A 19052-nucleotide genomic window follows, 5' to 3' on the forward strand; every position below is an offset into this window, starting at 1 on the left:
GTCTTCTCGTTTCATGCGGTGGTCACAGAAGGGATGGCTGTGCCACGGTTTCCAAACTGCTGGCGCTGCTCCAGCTTGCGGCTCCAGACGGACAGCGGGTAGCACATCGCAAAGTAGACGATGGCGATCAGCAGGTACACGGTGAAGGGCTGAAAGATCGAGTTGTTGATGAGCTGCCCGGCACGCACCAGCTCGATAAACCCCACGATGGACGCCAGCGACGTGTTCTTGACGATCTGCACCATGAAGCCCACCGTGGGCGGCGTGGCAATGCGCACCGCCTGCGGCAGTACCACCAGCCGCATGCGCTGCGTGCGTGACAGGGCCAGGCATTCGGCCGCCTCCCACTGCGTGCGCGGCACCGACTCGATGCACCCGCGCCAGATCTCGCCCAGATACGCGCTGACGTAAACAATCATCGCGATGCTGGCGGCCACGATGGCGGGCAGCTCCAGCCCGGCAATGCTCAGGCCAAAGTAGCACAGGAACAGCACCACCAGCAGCGGCGTGCCCTGGATGATCTGGATCCACGCAATCGTCGCCCAGCGCACGGCCTTGATCGGGCTGACGCGGCACAGCGCAATCACGCCCCCGGCCAGGCCGCCCCCCACAAACGCAATCAGCGACAGGCCAATGGTCCACAGCGCGCCAAACAGCAGGTACTGCAGGTGATACGAGTTCAGTCCACCGTCAATCATTTGGCGTTCCCCAATTTGCGCTGGCGCGTGAACACGATCTGCCCGAACACCCACAGCCCCAGCCGCATCAGCAGCGACAGCGCCAGGTAAGCCACCGCCACCAGGATGTAAGCCTCAAACGGGCGGAAGGTCTCAGACTGCACCCGCGCCGCCACGGCCGTCAGTTCTTCCACCGAGATCTGCGAGGTGATGGACGACGCCAGCATCAGCAGCACAAACTGGCTGGTGAGCGCGGGGTACACCTTCTCCATCGCCGGGCGCAGCACCACATGCCAATACACCTGCCGGCGCGTCAGCCCCAGGCACTCGGCCGCCTCGATCTGGCCCTTGTGGATCGAATCCATGCCCGCCCGCATGATTTCGCAGGTGTAGGCCGCCACGTTGATCACCAGCGTCAGCAGCGCTGCAGCAAACGCCGACACTTTGAAGCCCAGGCTGGCCAGGCCAAAGAACACCAAAAATACTTGCACCAGCAGCGGCGTGTTGCGCAGCACCTCTACATACGCACCGCAGGCCTTCACCACCCAGCGCCTGTCGCCGCGCCGCCCAATGGCCAGCAGCGTGCCACCCACAAAACCAATCACCGTGGCCGGGAAGGACAGCAGGATGGTCATCCAGGCCCCTTCCAGAAACTGGGGCCAGTTGGCCAGCACGCTGGCAAAGTCGAACTCGTATTGCATGGGCGCGGCGGCGATGCTTCAGCGCACGCAGGCGGGGCGCCTGGTCACGAACGGCACGAAGGGTACGAAGGGCACGGGCAGGCCCGGGGCGCTGCACGCGGCGCGAGTTGGGGTATCAGGCATGTCTTGTCTCCTGCGCAATCGGTCTTGGCCGTTGCAACCTAGGGTTTGTACTGATGGTTTCTGATGCCTTTCAGCATCGAACGCCCAGTGATACTATCCGCGGAATCCATCAAATACCAGCAAACTTAATGATGGTTTTTGATTGAATTCATATGGCCCAAAACCCGCCTAGTCCTAGCAGTCCCAGCAGTCCCCGCAGCCCGCGCATCCCCGACATCGCCCAGCTGTCCGGCGTCTCCACCGCCACGGTCGATAGGGTGCTGAACCAGCGGTCGGGCGTGCGCAACGCCACCGCGCAGCGGGTGCTGCAGGCCGCCGCCACCCTGGGCTACCTGCCGCAGGCCGAGCTGCACGCAGCGCTGCAACCGCAACCCTTGCGCCTGATGGTGCTGATCCCCGAGGGCAGCAACCGCTTCCTGCAAATGCTGGGCGACGTGATCGGCTACGCGCAAGACCACTGGGCACCGTTCAACGTGCGCTGCCAGGCGGCGTACATCGAAAGCTTCAACCCCGATGCGCTGGCAAAAGCACTGCTGCACTACGGCAAGCGGTGTGACGGCATCGCCTTCATGGCGCTGGAGCACCCCGTGGTGCGCGAGGCCGTGGCCCAGCTGGCAGAGCAGGGCGTGCCCACCGTTACGCTGATCTCAGACCTGTCTAACTCGCGCCGCGTGGCCTACGTGGGCCTGGACAACCGCGCCGCAGGCCGCACCGCCGCCTACCTGATCGCCCGCTTCATGGGCCCGCTGGCCCACAGCCGCAAGGCGCATGTGGCAATGATTGTTGGATCACTGCGCTACCGCGCCCATGAGGAGCGCGAGGCGGGCTTTCTGCACCTGTTTGAAGAGCAGTTCCCCCTGGTGCAGGTGGTGGGCGTGCGCGAAGGCCAGGACGACGCCGAGCGCAACTACCGCCAGGCCCGCGCGCTGCTGGAGCAGCACGACGACTTGGCAGGCATCTACAACATCGGCGGCGGGGCCGAAGGCATCGGCCGGGCGCTGAAGGAAGCCGGGGCAGACCGCAAGATCGTGTTCATCGGCCATGGGCTCACGCCGGATACGCGGGCGCTGCTGATCGACGGGACGATGGATGCGGTGATCACGCAGAACCCGCAGGGCGCGGTAATGAACTGCGTGCGGATTTTTGCCAACCTGCGGGATGGGCGGGAGCCGACGAGCGGGGTGGAGACTACGCGGAGTCAGGTGATATTTCGGGAGAATTTGCCTTAGCGGTATGGCAAAAATGCAGTAATAAAAGAAAATGGTCTCAACGTTTAACTGACTGGTGCGAAGTCGTCTAAGGACACTTTTCCAATGATTTCTCCATCGAAATGGTTGAACATCACGTCTCCAAGAAGTTCAGGGAAAACTGAAACATCAAAACCGCTCTCGACTTGTAGCAACATTGCGTCATGCATCGGCAGAATAAGTTCTGTCGTATGAAATTTGCTAACTGCTAAAAGAGCCTTTTTAAATATAAGAGATGCTGTTCCTTGCACAACTTGACTTATGGCTGAGCGTTCCTCTTTAGGCGTCAGCGGTCCCGGCTTATCGCGATAACGGTAGTTGCCAAGAGATGTGCCGATGCGATTGTTACTTAAGTAACTTGCATGCACTGAAATTTTCCATTGCTCAAATTTCGAAAACTGGCGAAAAAAATCCTTGGCTGCTTTGCGTGGGGCACCTTCTGCTTCTGCCGCCTGAATCAGTGCTTTGAAATTCATCCCATATGCGTAGGAAAGGAAGAGTCTCTTGGCTTGCTTTCGCCTCAATGCATCTTGAAATAGTATTTCTGCGGCAGCTTCATATAAATCGCCTTCTAGGTAAAATCGGCGCATTGCAGGATCTCCGGAGAGAGCCGTCATGATCCCGACTTCATATTGGTCGTAATCAACATAGCAAAATTCTGTACCAACCTCTGGCACCAGAATATCACGGTGACGCTTCGCGAGATTCTGCAGAGCGGGATCTTTATAATAAATTCTTGACGTAATTGACCCAAAGGTGTCGACCATTGGGAAGGCTCTTTTTTGTCCTACTGGAAGTGCGTTTAGAACCCCCCGAGATAAGGCGAGTTTTTTTAAATTAAGCAGGTCTTTTGCAAAATTGTCAGGCATCGGGACGAAGCGAAGCATGTAATCAACATCTATTCCAGAAAAATCAAATCCACGAGAGGTTAGATAATCTACAACATCCTCATCATGTGGAATCTCTAAAGGAAAATTATAATTATTCGAAAATTCCTTGAGAGCTGTGTAATAGTCATGATCCATCTTCTTCTTGTGCATGCCCAGCCGGTCAACATCGATAGAGATTCCTTTTGCGGCAGATCGGGCTACGTAATTCCAAACAGGCTGCTCTATCAGTAGATATCTATCCAGTTCATTCTTTTCCAAAGCGGCTTGCTTTAAGATTTTCCAGTAATCAAGCAGTGCGGCTCCAAAGGCAGAGTAGATTTTTTCATCAAACGGTGCAGATTTGTTGAATATCTTAAAATAATGACTCGCGAGTTCTTTTTCTGGGAAATCAGGCAATCTACGTCCAATGTCTTGTTTTTCGCGTGCTCGTCGGGCAAAATTACCTCCCGTGGTTGCCGCTTGAAAATCATCTGCATCAATGATATTTTGAGGCAGGAATTTTCCTGAGGTTGCAAAAGTCGAGAAAATAAGCCATGAGTCATGACAGATTAGCGTGGATTTTTCATCTAGGATGGTAGCTTGATCTACCTCATCCAATTTTTCGTGGAATAAAAAATACCTGTCTTGCCCATTGTTCGCATAATCTTTAATAAATAGAAATGCTTTGGTTTGCCTGTTAGTCATAAGCATTGACTTCGTCAAAAAGCTGCAAAATATTTAGGGGTTCTTTCGTGGCTAGAGGGTGTCCATCAGTGTTGAAAAACGCGGCGCCCCTTCGTGCGGTATTTCTTACTTTTATCCCCACCTTGCTGTGCAAGGGCCATAGAACTTCTTTGTCCAAATCATGGGTTGCAAGTAAAAAATGTCGCTGATGCTTGTAAGGCCAGTCGTTCGAAAATAGTTGGACATACGGTACCAATTTATTTTTCTCGCCAATACATGAAAGGTAGACAAAAATTGAAGAGGTCGCGGGAGAGTCGAAATTGGTTTCGAGTTGGAATATGGCCGTTTTTATAAGCGGTTCAAATTTAATATTTTTTCGTGCAAGCAACAACCATAGCTGGTAATTCTGCCATGGATGGATGGCCTTTGATTCATTCGAAAGAAAATCGGCAAGTCTCTCGGTGGTATTTTCAGGCCATGGCAATGCAGCTAGTAGCCTACAATGTTGATCTGTCGATACTGGCTCATTCTCGAGGCAGTCGAGAATAGTGTTTGTTAAATTAATTCCGCACGATGTTTGAATGTCAAAAAGTTTGGCGTCGATTAGTTGTAAAAGTCTATTTGTCGCAAATCTGAACTGGCGCGATTGAGTTTCTTTCTTTTCGATGCATTCAATGATGATCTGACTTATATACTTTGCGGATCTCGCGATAACTCGACGACTTCTGGAGCGCCACATGTTATCGATGGTGATCGTTCGATCATCAGTCGCAGGAAAAAACTCAGCGATTAATTGATTTGAAGTGTGAGCGTCGAGAATTTTCGTTTTTGCTGAATTAATGTTCATGCCGATAAGCCTAAGCTCACCGATGAGGGTGATGAGTGCTTTTTTCGCTGCGTTACCGTCCGGGCAGATGATCCGTATATCATCTACATACCGGTAGTAGTCATGGCCCATTTCGACCATTTTTTTATCAACGGTGTTGAGAACAATGTTTGCAATAAATGCAGATGGGTCTCTATTTTGGGGTAAACCATGTTTATCACTATAACCCCATTTTTGAAGAAGATCGCATAGTGTGTTAATGGCATTTCTGATTAATACTTTTTCTCGGCCGTCTGCTTGCACGTACGGCAGTAAACCTTCAAAGCTGGATTTTATGGATTCAACTGATATATTTTCAAAATAGTTAATTAAATCAGTAGCGAGCAATGATTGCCCGCTAGAAATACCAGTGTACGTAACGCCCTCGAAGGTATGCCAAAGATCTATTCGGTTTTTGAATAGATATTTTTCTGCGGCTCGGCGCTTGTTAAATCGATGGCTGAGTACTCTCGGCGAAAGCAAGGGGTCAAAATATGGGATAAGGTAAGTACATATAGCCTGATATACAAACCTGTCATAAAAATCTGTCTCCAATGAATAGCGAATGCCTAGCCCTTTTTTGGGGATATCGCAAATCGTTCGTTTTGTGCCTTCGTATCGGCCGTTTCCCTCTGTGACCAAATCAGCGACGATTTCCATTAACGCATCGGGGTGATTTAATAAGTCCCTGTGCTCTAACGCGTCAGTAAACCAATCGTCCCGCATATCTTGGCTCATGTGAGCCGTTACGGCCCTTGTGTCAATGGGGAAAGCTAGAGTCAGTCGCTGTTCATTGAAGTGGCTCATTTGCGTCACGCTCTTCCGTTTGATCAAAACATATCGTTACGTTACGGCAATATAGGCCATATGCAGCGTGTTTACGGACGTAGACGATCGCTATCGTTAAAGCCTGCATACGACTTGATTGTCGAATGCTACAGTTTTAATAGCTGTCAGAGCTTTTCGAATAAGCGCTATAGGCCTTTTTGACTAGTATTTTGGCGAGCGAAACCTGCGTCAGGCCTTTCAGTCGTCGCAAGGTCTGCCAGCGCGCCACTCAGCCACGGGTGCTCAAATCGGTAGCCATTCGATAACGCCGCAACCGGCACGGCGTTCTGCCCGTCAAGCAGCAAGGTAGACATTTCTCTCAGCAGGGCTCGCAACGGCAACCCCGGCATGCGCAGCCAGGCGCGTCGGCCAAACGACTCGGCCAGCGCCTGCACAAACGTAGCCTGCGTCACCGCATCAGGCGCCACGGCATTGACGGGACCCTGCAGGTATTGGTGCTCCATCGCAAATCGCACCAGCCCCACCGCATCGGCCAGATGAATCCACGGCGCAGGTTGTCGGCCGTGGCCCAACACGGCGCCCAGACCCAGGCGTGCGGCCAACGCTTGCATCGGATAGGCACCACCCCCGTGCCCCAGCACCACACCAAACCGCATGCGCACCACCCGCACGCCCAGCGCTTCTGCCCGCCGGGCCTCGTGTTCGATGGCTGCGCACAGGTCAGACTGGAATTCGCCCGGGCGGGGTGGGGCGGTTTCGTCTAGCGGCTCCATCGACGCGTTGGGCGATGCGCCGTAGAAGCCCACGGCCGATGCGCTGACCAGCACGCGCGGGGCCTTTTGCAGGCGGCGCATCAGGCTGACGACGGCCACGGTGGTGTCGACGCGGCTGGCCAGCAGTTGGCGTCTGCGCGCCTGGGTCCACGGCATGCCCAGCACGCGAGCGCCTGCCAGGTTGACCACTGCGTCGATGGTCGTTTCAGACGGGATGGCGTCCAGGGTGTCCACCACCCACACGCCGGGGCCAAAGCTGGCGCGGGCCTGCAGGGCGTCGCGGGTCAGCACGATCACCCGCTGGCCGTCGCGCACCAGGTCGGCCACCAGGGCGCTGCCCACAAAGCCGGTGGCGCCGGTGACCAGGGTGGCGGGCTGGGGTTGGAGGCCATGGGTGTGCCGGGCGCTGGGCTGCGCAGGCAGTGCCGTGCGGTAGAGCTTGATGGCGGCCAGCGTGTTGCGCAGGCTCCAGGCCCACACGCCGACGGCGTAGGCCGTGAACAGCCACGACACCCAGCCGTGCGGGGCTAGCACCATGGCGGTGGGTTGCTGCACCCAGGCCCACAGCACGGGGGCGATGAGGCCCAGGAAGAGGCCGTAGCTGATGGTCAGCACGGTGTGCAGCACGCGCTCGAACGGCGGCAGGCGCCGGGTACGGTCTTCTTCCAGAAAGTCGGCCAGGGTAATGCCCAGCTCGATCAGCAGCAGGGCAGCCAGCACGGCGGCAAAGGCGCCGCGCCATTCAAACCAGGCCAGGCCGAAAAAGACGACTCCGTAGATGGCCTCGCGTGCGGCGTGCAGCGAGAGTTCATACCGTGCCGAGGTGCGCTGCGGCAGCCGGGCTTCGAGCTCGTGGTGCCACAGGTTGTCAAACGCGCCCAAGGCGGCCTGGATGGAGAGCAGCAGGAAGATGGTGTTCATGGCGGTCATGGTGTGTGCCCTCAGTGGGTAGAAGAATGGGTGCCAGCGGGGTCGGCGCAGTCGTCGGTCACGGGATCGGTGAACACGCCGGACTGGTGGAAGGTTTCGCCCCACAGCGGGTGCACCATGCTCAGCGTGAAGCGGAACTGGCCTGCGCCCAGGTCGGTGTGGGCAACGCGGCAGGTGCCGGGCGTCAGCAAGGTCGGCACGGGGATGCGCAGGCCTGCCAGCACCCACCAGAAGCGGCGGCTGCGGAACACCAGTGCGCCGTCTTCTTCCAGCACATCGAGCGACATGGCCAGGCCGCCGTCGGTGCGCTCCAGCAGGGTGCCGTCGGCGCCGAGTTCCTTGGTGGACCGCACGGTGCGGTCTGCGCCGTTGTCAGTGCCGTTTTCGGTTTCGGCTCCGGTGTGAAAGCGCCGCTCCCACACCACACCGCCGCGCCCGTTGTGGCTAACGTTCACGGTGGCGGGCAGGGCGGTGGTGTTGATGTGGGTCAGCGGGCCGCCCCAGGCCCGGGTCAGCGCGGCGTAGACGTGGCCGATCAGCGAGCAGCGCAGGTCCATGTGGCCGTGGTAGCTGACGTTAGCGTGCGCGGTGCCAAAGCGGCGTTGCACCGCGGCCGGCAGGCGTGCCCACGCTGCGGCGCCGGCCAGGGCGGGCAGGTCGAGTACCGGGTTGGGTTGCGCTGGGTTGGCGGTGCAGTGGCGGGGCGCTGGGGTGAAAAGGGCAAACATGGCGGGCTTTGCAAGAGTGGCGGTTGCACTCCCTATTGCGAAACCCGGGCCAGCCTCAGTGGCTGCTGCAAGTGCTTGATTTCATTGAAATTTGCGTGCTGACCTGCATACTTGGTTTACAGTGCGCGCAGCCCCCACCGTTAACGCCAGGAACAGGTCACGCCATGATCACCACCACCGTCTGTACATGCTGATCCACGCCGTCCTCGGGTTTTCGGTGCTCGAAACGCTGGTGCTGGCAGCCCTGCTGCTGGCCTGGGCCGACCGCGTGGCGGGGGCCCGGTTGCTGGCGGCGTTTCTGATCGGCATTTCGCTGTGGATGGTGGGCAACGAGCTGCCCAACTGGCTGGGGCCTGAAACCGAACCAGTGGCGATACGCTTGCTGGCCACGGCGCCGTTCACCTCTGCGCTGTTCTTTCATTTCTGCACGGTGTTTTGCCGTGTGGACCTGGGGCGCTGGGGCGTTGCGGCGGCCTATGCGCTGGGCGGGGGCGCCACGGTGGTTTCCATCATCCTGGTGCCGGGGCACTTGGTTGAGCACCGCGACATTGGCCTCATTGCGGTGGCCGACCCGGTGGGTACGGTCGCCAGCATGGCCTGGGTCATTTTGGGCATTGGCGGGGTGGCGGTGCTGCTGCATGCACTGCTGCGCGCACGCCGGTCGGGCGACGGGCAGAAGTTTCGGCAGATTGCCGCCGTCACCGCGTCGTGCCTGTGGGGCCTGCTGTGCCTGGCGGGCTACGGCATTGCGGTGCTGGATTTGCCGATTTACCCGTTTCCGCTGCTGGGCCTGCCGCTGTACTCGTTGATTCTGGTCTACGGCATCTTGCGTTATGGCGTGTTTGTGGCCAACGCCTGGGCTCGCCGCGCCCTGGTGTGGGCGCTGCTGCTGGCGCTGGGGGCGGTGGTCCTGGCGCTCACGCCGCTGCTGCCGTTTGAGTCGCGCTGGCTGGGTGGGCTGGCGGTAGCGGCCAGTGTGCTGGCGCTCAACGGCCCGGTGCGCCGCGTGGCCGAGCGGCTGGTGTACCCGGGGGGCGAGGTGTCGATTGCCGACCTGGGTGCGTGGCGCAGCGCGCTGCTGTCGGCGGAGACGCCCGAGGCCCTGGCGCAGCAGGCCGCCACGCTGCTGAGTGCACGCATTGGCACGCAGGTGGAGGTGCAGATTGGCGCTCCATCCGCATCAACAACACCCTCAACGTCATCGCCGCCATCAGCGCTACCCGGCAGCACCCCGCAGCTGGTGTACACCCCCGGCGAGCAAGGCTGGCAAACCACGCTGCACGGCTGGGACGCCGCACCGCCCGGGCCGCGCCATGTGGCCGAGCTGTTTGGCACGGTGGTGGCTGAGGCGGCGGCGCGCGTGGAGCAGGCCCAGCAGTTTGCCGCTCGTGAACGCGAGCGCCAGTTGCAGGCGCGGCTGGCCGAGCTGGGCGCGCTGGCCGCCACGGTGGCGCACGACATCCGCAACCCGCTCAACATCATCTCCATGGCCGTGGCCGCCGCGCCCAGTGACACGCGGCGCGAGGTGGCCGACCAGGTGGCGCGCATTGCCAACCTGACGCACGACCTGCTGGACTTTGCCAAGCCCTGGAAGCTGGTGCCCCGTGAGCTGGACCTGGCCGCCCACGTGCGCAACGCGGCACAGCGTCTGCCACAGGTGAGCCTGGGCGCGGGCCTGGCCCAGCCGCTGGTGCTGCAGGCCGACCCGCGCCGCGTGGACCAGGCGCTGACCAATTTGCTGGAGAACGCACGCATTGCAATGGCGTCCGAGGCCGGGGAGTCCGATGGTGTGGAAGATGCCAAAGCGGCCGCAACCCACAGCCCCGTGCACATCGACGCAGAAACCACCGACGACGCCGTGCTGCTGCACATCTGCGACGCAGGCCCCGGCGTGCCGAACGAAATCAAGAGCCGCCTGTTCGAGCCTTTTGCATCGCGCAGCCCCGGTGGTACCGGGCTGGGCCTGGCCATCGTGGCCCGCATCATGGCTGCGCATGGTGGCTCGGTAGCACTCACCGAACGGCCGCCGTGGAGCACGTGTTTCACGCTGCGCTTTCCTTTGACGACGACGCAACGACTGCCATGACCGCCAACACCACAGACAACGCAGCCGACGCTCAGCCGTATGCGGAGCAAGACGCCGCGCCAGCGAGCGAGCCGATGAGCGGTCATGTCAGCGGCCATGTGTTGCTGGTGGATGACGAGGCGGCTTTTCAGCGGCTGGGCGGCGTTTTTTTGCGCAACCTGGGCCACACCGTCACGCTGGCGGGCGATGGCGATCAGGCCCTGGCGGCATTTGCCAAACAGCAGCCCGAACTGGTGCTGCTGGACCTGGCCATGCCGCCGCACATGGACCCAGAGATCGGCCTGGAGCTGATCCCGCGTTTTGCGCGCGTGCCGGTGGTTGTGTTGACCGGCCACGGCGATCACGCGCTGGCCCTGCGCGCCACTGAGCTGGGCGCCTGGGACTTTCTGACCAAGCCCATCGACCCCGACATGCTGCGGTTTGTGGTGGCACGCGGGCTGCGCAAGGCGCGTCTCGATGCCGAACTGGCTACCCTGCGCGCAGGGCAGTCGCTGGACGACCTGGGCATGGTGGGACAGGCGGCGGCCACGGTGCAACTCCGCGCCCTGGTACGCCGCGTGGCACCCACCCACGTCAGCGTGCTGGTGCTGGGCCCCACGGGCACCGGCAAAGAGCTGGTGGCGCGTGCCTTGCACGCCTGCAGCGCCCGCCGCAGCGAGGCCTTTGTCGCCATCCACTGCGGCGCGCTGTCGGCCGAGCTGCTGGAGAGCGAGCTCTTTGGACACATGAAGGGCAGCTTCACGGGCGCGTACCGCGACCAGCCCGGCCTAGTGGAGGCTGCCCACGGCGGCACGCTGTTTTTGGACGAAGTGGGCGAAATGCCACCGCCCATGCAGGTCAAGCTGCTGCGCTTTTTGCAAGAGGGCACTTTTGTGCCCGTGGGCGGCCGTGTGCCCAAGCGCGCCGACACCCGCGTGGTGGCCGCCACCCACCGAGATCTGGAAGCGATGGTGCGCGAGGGCACCTTCCGCGAGGATTTGTTCTACCGCCTCAAAGGCGTGGTGCTGCGCACCCCGTCGCTGGCAGAGCGGCCAGCCGACATCCCGCTGCTGGCCACGCGCTTTTTGCACCGCGTGGCGCACCGTGCCAGCCTGTCGGTCAGCGCCCTGGCGTGGCTGATGGCGCGTGAGTGGCCGGGCAATGTGCGCGAGCTGAAGGCCGTGGTGGAGTCTGCCGGGGCCTTGCTGATGCCCGACCAGCGCGAGGTGGACGCCGAGCTGTTGCAACTGGCCAGCGGCGATATGCCAGACGCGAGCGACACCGCAGCGAACCTCAAAACCACCCCACTGGCCCCGCCTGGCAGCACCGGCCCGCTGGACGCCGCGCTGATGGAGCTGGAAGTGCGCATGGTGCGCGACACCATGGCGGCGGTGGCGGGCAACCAGTCGGAGGCGGCACGGCGGTTGGGGATTTCTCGGGTGGGTTTGATCAAGAAGTTGACGCGGCTGGGGTTGAAGTGAGCCTGCGGGCGTGACTGCGCGCATGGGCGCCGTGGCGCATGACATGTTCCTCTGCACTTGCGGAACTGCCCTCGACGAGTTGGGCTGCACACGGTGCTCCCCAAGCAGTAAATTGCCGATTGCTATATTAACGATAGCAATAAAGTCTTATGTATAAAGCGCTAGGCGCCAATTCGATTCGAACTTGGCGATGAACACGCGTTGCGCTTCGCCGGTGCCGCCCTCACCATCGCATCTGCCATGAGCGTTCCGACCTGTCAGCCCGAAAAGCAGGTCAGCGCCCAGGTCCCTCCTGCGTCTCGGCGTCGGCACTGCGAGATCCCACGCCAGCGCCCACCGCCACGGCACCCAGGCCGGCACCGCCTGCACCGGCCCCGTCTCCGCCACCTCCGCCACCAGCACCTCCACCACCGCGCCCGCCACCAGCCTCGGCCTTGCCAGCCGCTCCCGCGCGCCTGCCTGCGGCACCGCCCGCACTGCCGGGCGGGCGCAGCGGGCCCTGATTGGGGATGGCCACCGAGGCGGGGATCGGCTCCAGGTCCAGCGCCGCGCGGATGAAGTGGCGCAGGGACATGACCAGTTGCGCGGTTTCGATGCTGCGCCCGGCCACCATGTCTTGCGCGGCGCGGGCGGCCAGCTCTACCTGTTCTTCGGTGCCGAGAAGGATCACGTCAGACAGCGCGGCCTCGACCGCATCGCGCATGCGGCGCTGGCGTTCGGTGCTGGCCAGTTCGGGCGCGGGGGACAACGCCTCGGCATCGGTGTGAAGGGCGTCGGTGTCGGATGGGTCCTCCACCGCCACCGCTACTTGCACGCCGCTGTGCTGCACCTGCTGGCGCCGCAGGTCGCGCATGTGCGTGGGGTGCACCTGCAGTTGACCGGTGAACGAGCCGCCTAGCGTTTTGTAGGCCGCAATCAGTGTCTTGAGCCGTTCGTTGATCTGGCGGTTTTCGCGCTCCCGGCGCTTTTGCATGGTCTGCATGAAGACCAGGCGCGTACCCACCATGACCAAGGTGGCCACCAGCATGCCCACCAGCGTGCTGAGCAGGGTAGACCAGGAGCTGACGTCGATCAGATTGCGCATGGGTGGGGCGGCGGCGCGGGCAAGCCGTGGGGATGGAGGGGCGTCCATCGTAGCGGTGACGCACTGGTTTGCCATGTAGGCGGCTGCCCCGTCGGTGGCGCGTGGGCGCCGTGCATTCGCCCCGGTCTCCTACACGGAAGAGGCTTGTTCGGCCAGGCCCCAAAGCTTGAGTTGCGCGGCTGCCACCGTGGCAGCGCGAACTACGCGGGTAAAGCCGTCGCGCCTTCGGGCAGCTTCGCAATCACCTTGATCTCGAACTGAAACCCATACAGCCACGTCACGCCGATGCCCGTGAGCGTGGGGTGCGGCGCATGGCCCCAATACTCGCCCACGACTTCCCAAGCGGCCTCGAAATGCTTTTCTGGGTCCACCATGAACACCGTCACATCGATAACGTCGCCAAACGTGCAGCCAGCGGCCTGCAGGATCGCGTTGAGGTTGTCGAACGCCAGCCGCACCTGGGCCTGGTAGTCGGGCTCCGGCGAGCCATCGGGACGGCTGCCCACCTGGCCCGAGACGAAGAGGAAACCGTTGGAGCGGATGGCGGGCGAGTAGCGGTTCTTTTCGTAGAGCGCCTGGCGCCCGGGTGGAAAGACCACGTCGCGAGGGGATGTGTGCGTCGATGCCATGGGAGTGTTTTCCTTTCGGTAGGCCGCAGGGGCCTTGGGTTGTTGTTGAAAGGAATTTATCGGCGTACCCCCGGCAGATAAACGGGCAAGCCTGTCCATCACTGTTTGTAAACTCCAAACAATCTTTGACGAGGCAGGAGCGCCATGGACCGGTTCGATGCAATGCAGGCGTTTGTGCGGGTGGTCGAATCGGGCAGCTTCACCAAGGCGGCCGACACGATGCACGTGAGCAAGACCACGGTGACGCAGCTGGTGCAGCAATTGGAGGCGCGGCTGCGCGTGAAGCTGCTGCACCGCACAACACGGCGGGTGCAGGTCACGGCCGATGGGGCCGCGTACTACGAGCGCGCGGTGCGGCTCTTGGCCGACATGGACGATGCCGAGACAAGCCTGTCGAGCGCGTCCGCCGCGCCCCGGGGCCGCTTGCGGGTGGATGTGCCCAGCCCGCTGGCCCGGCTGATCCTGGTGCCGGCCCTGCCGGAGTTTCATGCCCAATACCCCGATATTCAGCTCGACATGGGCGTCAGCGACCGCATGGTGGATCTGATCGGCGACAACGTCGATTGCGTGGTGCGCGGGGGCGAGATTCAGGACCAGTCGTTGATTGCGCGGCGTGTGGGCGACCTGCAGCTGGGCGTGTACGCGGCGCCCAGCTACCTGAGTCGTGCAGGCAGCCCTGTACACCCGCACGAGCTGGAGGATTCGCACCACCGCGTGGTGGGCTTTTTGTGGTCGAGCACGGGCAAGACGTTTCCTTACGCGATGCGGCGTGGCGCCGAGGACATTCAGGTGCAGGGCCGCTATGTATTGGCGGTCGACGACGGCAACGCCTACCTCGCGGCCGGGCTGGCCGGCATGGGCGTTCTTTGGCTGCCGCACTACATGGCTCGCCCGCACCTGGGTAGCGGCGAACTGGTGCCCCTTCTGGAAGACTGGGCGCTCGACCCCATGCCGCTGTACGTGGCCTATCCGCCCAATCGCCATGTCAGCGCCAAGGCGCGGGTGTTCATCGACTGGGTGGCGGCGCTGATGGCAAAGCATGCGCCGCCGGTGCGCCCGCCGCGCAAGCGGCCCAGCCGGGCAGCGGACTGAACACCACCGCCCATGCAGGTCAAGCTGCTGCGCTTTTTGCAAGAGGACACTTTTGACGCTGCCTTGCCTTGGCACCACGGCGGCCATGGAGAAGGGCGCTCAGTTTTCATGGCCGCTGGGTGCCGCACTGCATCAGGGCTAAGGTTGCCCGAAGCTCAACATCACTTGATGCCCCTCTGGCTCCACGCTCAACATCCAGTAGCGTCCATCAATCAGGGCCAGGGCAGGGGTGATGTTGCTTAAAAGCTGCTCGCCGTCAGCTGCATCTACATCACCAGGAAGGTACTGGCGTTGTGTTGTGTCGCCAAGGGTCTGCTGGGTGATGCTGCGAAGTGCGTTGTCATCGTGCGGCACGACCAGCAACACCTGGCTGTCAGTGGGGTGTGCGGCAGCCGCTACGGCTGCTGACGTCCACGCGACGCTTTTGTCGATCAGGCGGATGGGCTCGTTGCCGTAGAAGTAGAAGTTTCTAGCGGGGTCGTTGTCGCTGACCCAGATGGAGTACACACTGCGTCCGCCATGGGCGCGGAAGTACACGAAAGCACCCTCGCGCGTGCAGGCAGCGCAAGGCTGTTCATCTGTCATTGCTGCGTAGCCCTGGCCCGTCTGAACCGGTGTGTTTCCCAACCACTTGGTTTGCTTTTCAAAGCGCCATGCGTAGTAGAGGTCACTGGACCGATATCCCTTGAAGAACAGCACGAGGTGGCGTGCGTTGGGCAGTGAAACCGCACAAGGGGCGCGATCGGTTTTGGCGGCACTGCCGTTGACTTGCACGGTGCCATGTTTCATCCAACGGTCGCCGTTCCATTGCAGCCACTGTAGACAGCCCTCGAAGTCGGCATAGAAGCAATGCAGCACGTCGCCATGAACAACCAGTGTCGCAGGGGTGGATGTCTGCACCGGGTCGCCGGACACCTTCAGCAGTTGAAAGTCGGTCCACTGCGTGCGGTGGCGCCCGATCAAAAACTGGTTTCCTTGTTTGACGCACACCCACCGTTCACCCTTGAACTCGGCGATGGCAGGTGAAGACTGCGTGGTCAGCGGTTTGCCCTGACGCTCCAGCAGACGGGCTTGCACTATCCAGTTTGTGGCGCTGCCAGAACCGGTGTTTGGGCCTGTGGCCTGGCCTTTGCCGGGTGGTACGCCAATTTTTGGGGGGCGCAGCGCACCATTGAGATCTGCCGCCAGTACCCACCAAGGCGCGACGCCTAGTATTCCCGCGCGCATCCATTCGCGCGAATTGGGGTTTGCAGTTGGAACACGTACCCGAGCCAAGGCTTCACCCGGTTTTGCGACAAACAGTGGTGAAAAATTGTCGGTAGCCTGAGGGTCGAGCGGGAGCTTGGGAAGAAGTCGCAGGTAAGTGGGAGCGGCCACGGCCTTGCCATCGGTGAACGCGCGATATACATCGGCGATAGCCGCGCGAAGGGCCGCGCGCATCACATTGCGGTTGGCCGCATTCACGGCGTCAAAGTAGCGCCCATCGCCGTAGGCGATCCAGTGGTCGCCAGCCGCATTGCTTACCCACAAACCGTTGAAACCGTCCTCGTCATGCATCGCCTTGGCGCATGCATCCGGCGCAAAGTCGATCGAATGGGTCTGAGAGCTCTGGAAGTCGTGCAGGTGACGCCGCGGCGTGCGCAGATGTCCGCTGGCGAAACCGTCGGTCAGATAGTGGCTGGCGAATGCCAGGTACGCATACGCCTTCAACAGTCCGTTGCTGCGATGCAGTCCCTGCTGGGCACTGGCTGAAGCGGCGGTCTCCATTGCTACTTGAAGACCTGCGCGGCAGACATCGTGGGCGTGGGCACCGAAGTGGTCCCAGTTGAAGCTGGCAATCCACATGTAGCGGCCCCAAAAACTGGTGTCATAGGGATAGATTTTTTTGTCAGCCCCTCCGGTGGCGACGTTGTATTGCAGGTCCCAGTGGTCGCTGTTGCGTGCGTAAGCTTCGTGGGGGTCTTCGCCCTTCGCGATCGCGTTGGCGATGGCCTGAAACTCTTCCTCCATGATTCCCAGAATTTTTTTGACCTCCTGCGGGTCTGCCTTGTCGAGCGTGGCGAAGGTTTCGCGAAACGCAGCGGGCTTGTCCGCCTGATCGGAGATGGGCTTGTGCGCAAGGGCATAAAAATCGCCAGCCAGCGCGACGATCTGGCCGAAACTCAGTCGGCAGCCGTTTTCCAGTGTGAATTCGAGATGAGCGGCATCGTGTGAGCTGCCATCCGCCAGCGTGAGCCTGAGCCCATCCACGATCGACCAGTGCTCGGCGCTACCGAAAAAAGCCCCCCCTGGCCTACGCCCACCCGCAAGCGCTGTGCGTGTGCGAAAGCGCATCGGGACCTTGCGAGGCTGCTGCTGCGTCTGATCCGGACCGAGCGGTTGATTGACTTTGATGTCCATGAGGTTCTCCTGGTAGTCGGCTTGGTGGGCGCTGCTCCGCGCTTGTCAGCCGGTGTTGGGAAGAACCGAAGGCTAGCGACAGAGGGTCGCGTCGAACAGTCCAAAGCTTGCATGGGTCGTGTGCGTGGCATGAACACACGAGGTTTTTCAGGCATGTGGCTGATCACCAACCTGAAGCAGCGCATCCGACCGTTGGCCACGAATTTGGGGAATCCTTCGAGTTCGGCATGGCCATGCTGTTGGCTGCTCCTGTCGGGGAAGCAGACGGCCATCACGGCCGGGCGCTGACGACCTTGGCCCCCGCCACTCGCAGGCTGGCGACAAGCTTGGCGGGCGTGGCGGCTGGCACTACCAGTGTGGCCAGCTCCTTGAGCGCCGCGATGCCGAAGGGGGAGGCGGCTCCGAGTTTGTCGATGGAGGCCAGCACCACGGTTTCTGCAGCGCGCGCGTGCAACGTGCGCTTGACGGCGGCCTCTTCAAAATCCCCGGTAGTCAACCCGGCGTCGGCATGCACACCCGTCACGCCCATCAGGTACAGGTCTGCGCGCAGCCTCATGGCGGCTTCGGTCACGCTGGCGCCCACGTTCACCATCGAATGGCGGAACAGGCGGCCGCCCAGCATCAGCACCTCTACCTGCAGGTGGTCCGCCAGCGCCACAGCCACGCTGGGGCTGTGGGTGACCACGGTGGCGCGCAGGTCCCGCGGAAGGTGTTGCACCACCTGCAGCGAGGTGGTGCCGCCGTCGAGGATCACCACCTGGCCAGGCTGCACCAGGGCCGCGCCGGCACGGCCCAGTGCGCGCTTGTCGTCGGTGGCAAGGTGCTCGCGCACCTGCAGGTTGCCCACGGCCTTTGATGCGGGCAGGGCGCCGCCATGCACGCGCTGCAGCTGGCCCTCGGCCGCCAGCTCGCGCAGGTCGCGCCGCACGGTGTCTTCCGAGATCCCGAGTTCCTCGCTGAGTGCCTTGGCCACGATCTGGCCGTCTTGCCGCAGGCGCTCCAGGATGAGTTGTTTGCGTTGGGTGGTGAGCATGGGCGTGAAGCGGGGCAACCATGGATCAAAACCAGGGTTGCATGAATTTGCATGTTTGTGCATGATATTGCACGATTAAAAATTTGCAAGACCATGTCCACCCCCACCCACCCAAACCCTCCGCTCCTGGTGCTTATTGCTGGCCCCTACCTCTCGGGCACCGACGGCGACCCCGTGGTGCACCCCGTGAATGAATGGCCGCTGCGGCAGCACGCCTGCGCTGCCAACGCCATTCCCGCAACGGAGCCAAGCCTGTGAGCCGCCCCGTGCCCGCACCGGTGCCTGCCAGTACCGAGCAGGTCAAGCTGCAGTCGGTGGAGGTGCTGTCCGACCACTGGTACACCCTGCGCAAGGTGACCTTTGACCTGCACCGCCGAGACGGCCAGTGGCAGACGCTGAGCCGCGAAGCCTATGACCGCGGCAACGGCGCGGCCTTGCTTCTCTATGACCCGCGCCGTCGTACGGTGGTGCTCACACGCCAGTTCCGGCTGCCGGCGTTCCTCAACGGCAGTGCCGACGGCATGTTGATCGAGACCTGCGCCGGCCTGCTCGACGGGGACGACCCCGAAACCTGCATCCGCCGCGAAGCCGAGGAAGAAACCGGTTACCGCGTGCGCCAGCCACGCAAGGTGTTCGAGGCCTACATGAGCCCCGGCTCGGTCACCGAAAAGCTCCACTTCTTTGTCGCCGAATACGAACCGCAAGACCGCATCCGCACCGGAGGTGGCCTCGCCCACGAGGGCGAGGACATCGAAGTGATCGAGATGCCACTGGCCGAAGCCCTGGCGGGCATTGGCAGCGGCGTGATCGAGGACGGCAAGACGGTGATGCTGCTGCAGCATGTGGCGTTGATGCTGCAGGAGGCGGCGGGATGAGGACATG

16 protein-coding genes are annotated in these 19052 nt (G+C 61.5%); 6 read left to right on the forward strand and 10 right to left on the reverse strand.

The genetic code is table 11. From position 1 onward, the window contains the following. Positions 1-11 precede the first annotated feature (11 nt). Positions 12-698 (reverse strand): amino acid ABC transporter permease, encoded by a 687-nt coding sequence (locus AC2YJX_RS00610; protein WP_487254938.1) that lies wholly within the window; start codon positions 696-698, stop codon positions 12-14. Continuing rightward, positions 695-1378: an amino acid ABC transporter permease gene (locus tag AC2YJX_RS00615; protein ID WP_487254939.1), complete on the reverse strand. Its 684-nt coding sequence runs from the start codon at positions 1376-1378 to the stop codon at positions 695-697. The genes AC2YJX_RS00610 and AC2YJX_RS00615 overlap by 4 nt, the downstream gene beginning before the upstream one ends. Before the next feature lie 275 nt (positions 1379-1653). On the opposite strand from AC2YJX_RS00615, the gene AC2YJX_RS00620 reads away from it, so the two are divergent. Then, the gene (locus tag AC2YJX_RS00620; RefSeq protein WP_487254940.1) at positions 1654-2730 is read left to right on the forward strand and encodes a LacI family DNA-binding transcriptional regulator; all 1077 of its coding nucleotides are present in this window, start codon (positions 1654-1656) and stop codon (positions 2728-2730) included. A gap of 44 nt (positions 2731-2774) precedes the next feature. Here the strand turns inward: AC2YJX_RS00620 and AC2YJX_RS00625 are convergent, their stop codons facing one another. The 4 genes from AC2YJX_RS00625 to AC2YJX_RS00640 all read right to left on the reverse strand — a co-directional run bounded on the left by AC2YJX_RS00625 (position 2775) and on the right by AC2YJX_RS00640 (position 8386). After that, a complete protein-coding gene (locus AC2YJX_RS00625) occupies positions 2775-4322 on the reverse strand; it encodes a DNA polymerase (RefSeq protein WP_487254941.1) in 1548 nt (515 codons plus the stop codon). Beyond that, positions 4315-5973, reverse strand: a complete 1659-nt coding sequence (locus AC2YJX_RS00630; protein ID WP_487254942.1) for an RNA-directed DNA polymerase — start codon at positions 5971-5973, stop codon at positions 4315-4317. The genes AC2YJX_RS00625 and AC2YJX_RS00630 overlap by 8 nt, the downstream gene beginning before the upstream one ends. A gap of 167 nt (positions 5974-6140) precedes the next feature. Next, positions 6141-7658, reverse strand: a complete 1518-nt coding sequence (locus AC2YJX_RS00635; RefSeq protein ID WP_487254943.1) for a TIGR01777 family oxidoreductase — start codon at positions 7656-7658, stop codon at positions 6141-6143. Positions 7659-7669: 11 nt separating this feature from the next. After that, positions 7670-8386 carry a DUF4166 domain-containing protein gene (locus AC2YJX_RS00640; RefSeq protein WP_431152968.1) on the reverse strand — a complete coding sequence of 239 codons (717 nt, stop codon included), beginning with the start codon at positions 8384-8386 and terminating at the stop codon, positions 7670-7672. A gap of 187 nt (positions 8387-8573) precedes the next feature. Here AC2YJX_RS00640 and AC2YJX_RS00645 point away from each other — a divergent pair, with 187 nt between their 5' ends. After that, positions 8574-10472 (forward strand): sensor histidine kinase, encoded by a 1899-nt coding sequence (locus tag AC2YJX_RS00645; RefSeq protein ID WP_487254944.1) that lies wholly within the window; start codon positions 8574-8576, stop codon positions 10470-10472. Further along, the gene (locus AC2YJX_RS00650; RefSeq protein WP_431152971.1) at positions 10469-11932 is read left to right on the forward strand and encodes a sigma-54-dependent transcriptional regulator; all 1464 of its coding nucleotides are present in this window, start codon (positions 10469-10471) and stop codon (positions 11930-11932) included. The genes AC2YJX_RS00645 and AC2YJX_RS00650 overlap by 4 nt, the downstream gene beginning before the upstream one ends. A 274-nt stretch (positions 11933-12206) precedes the next feature. On the opposite strand, the gene AC2YJX_RS00655 is transcribed toward AC2YJX_RS00650, so the two are convergent. Next, on the reverse strand, positions 12207-13016 hold the full coding sequence (locus AC2YJX_RS00655; protein WP_431152972.1) for a hypothetical protein: 810 nt from the start codon (positions 13014-13016) through the stop codon (positions 12207-12209). A gap of 200 nt (positions 13017-13216) precedes the next feature. Further along, entirely contained in the window at positions 13217-13645 is a 429-nt protein-coding gene (locus AC2YJX_RS00660; RefSeq protein WP_487254945.1) for a RidA family protein, read from the reverse strand. A gap of 144 nt (positions 13646-13789) precedes the next feature. On the opposite strand from AC2YJX_RS00660, the gene AC2YJX_RS00665 reads away from it, so the two are divergent. Continuing rightward, positions 13790-14737, forward strand: coding sequence for a LysR family transcriptional regulator (locus tag AC2YJX_RS00665; protein ID WP_431152974.1), 948 nt, complete (start codon positions 13790-13792; stop codon positions 14735-14737). 138 nt (positions 14738-14875) lie between these two features. Here the strand turns inward: AC2YJX_RS00665 and AC2YJX_RS00670 are convergent, their stop codons facing one another. Then, positions 14876-17137, reverse strand: a complete 2262-nt coding sequence (locus tag AC2YJX_RS00670) for a hypothetical protein (protein ID WP_487254946.1) — start codon at positions 17135-17137, stop codon at positions 14876-14878. A 271-nt stretch (positions 17138-17408) separates the two neighbouring features. Further along, entirely contained in the window at positions 17409-18170 is a 762-nt protein-coding gene (locus AC2YJX_RS00675) for a DeoR/GlpR family DNA-binding transcription regulator (RefSeq protein ID WP_487254947.1), read from the reverse strand. A gap of 93 nt (positions 18171-18263) precedes the next feature. Here AC2YJX_RS00675 and AC2YJX_RS00680 point away from each other — a divergent pair, with 93 nt between their 5' ends. Both AC2YJX_RS00680 and nudK read left to right on the forward strand, forming a co-directional pair. Next, positions 18264-18428, forward strand: coding sequence for a hypothetical protein (locus tag AC2YJX_RS00680; protein WP_158603809.1), 165 nt, complete (start codon positions 18264-18266; stop codon positions 18426-18428). Beyond that, positions 18425-19045, forward strand: a complete 621-nt coding sequence (gene nudK / locus AC2YJX_RS00685; RefSeq protein ID WP_487254948.1) for a GDP-mannose pyrophosphatase NudK — start codon at positions 18425-18427, stop codon at positions 19043-19045. Before AC2YJX_RS00680 ends, nudK begins: the two co-directional genes overlap by 4 nt. The last annotated feature ends 7 nt before the right edge of the window (positions 19046-19052 follow it).

It is taken from the genome of Acidovorax sp. SRI_002 (assembly GCF_057586455.1).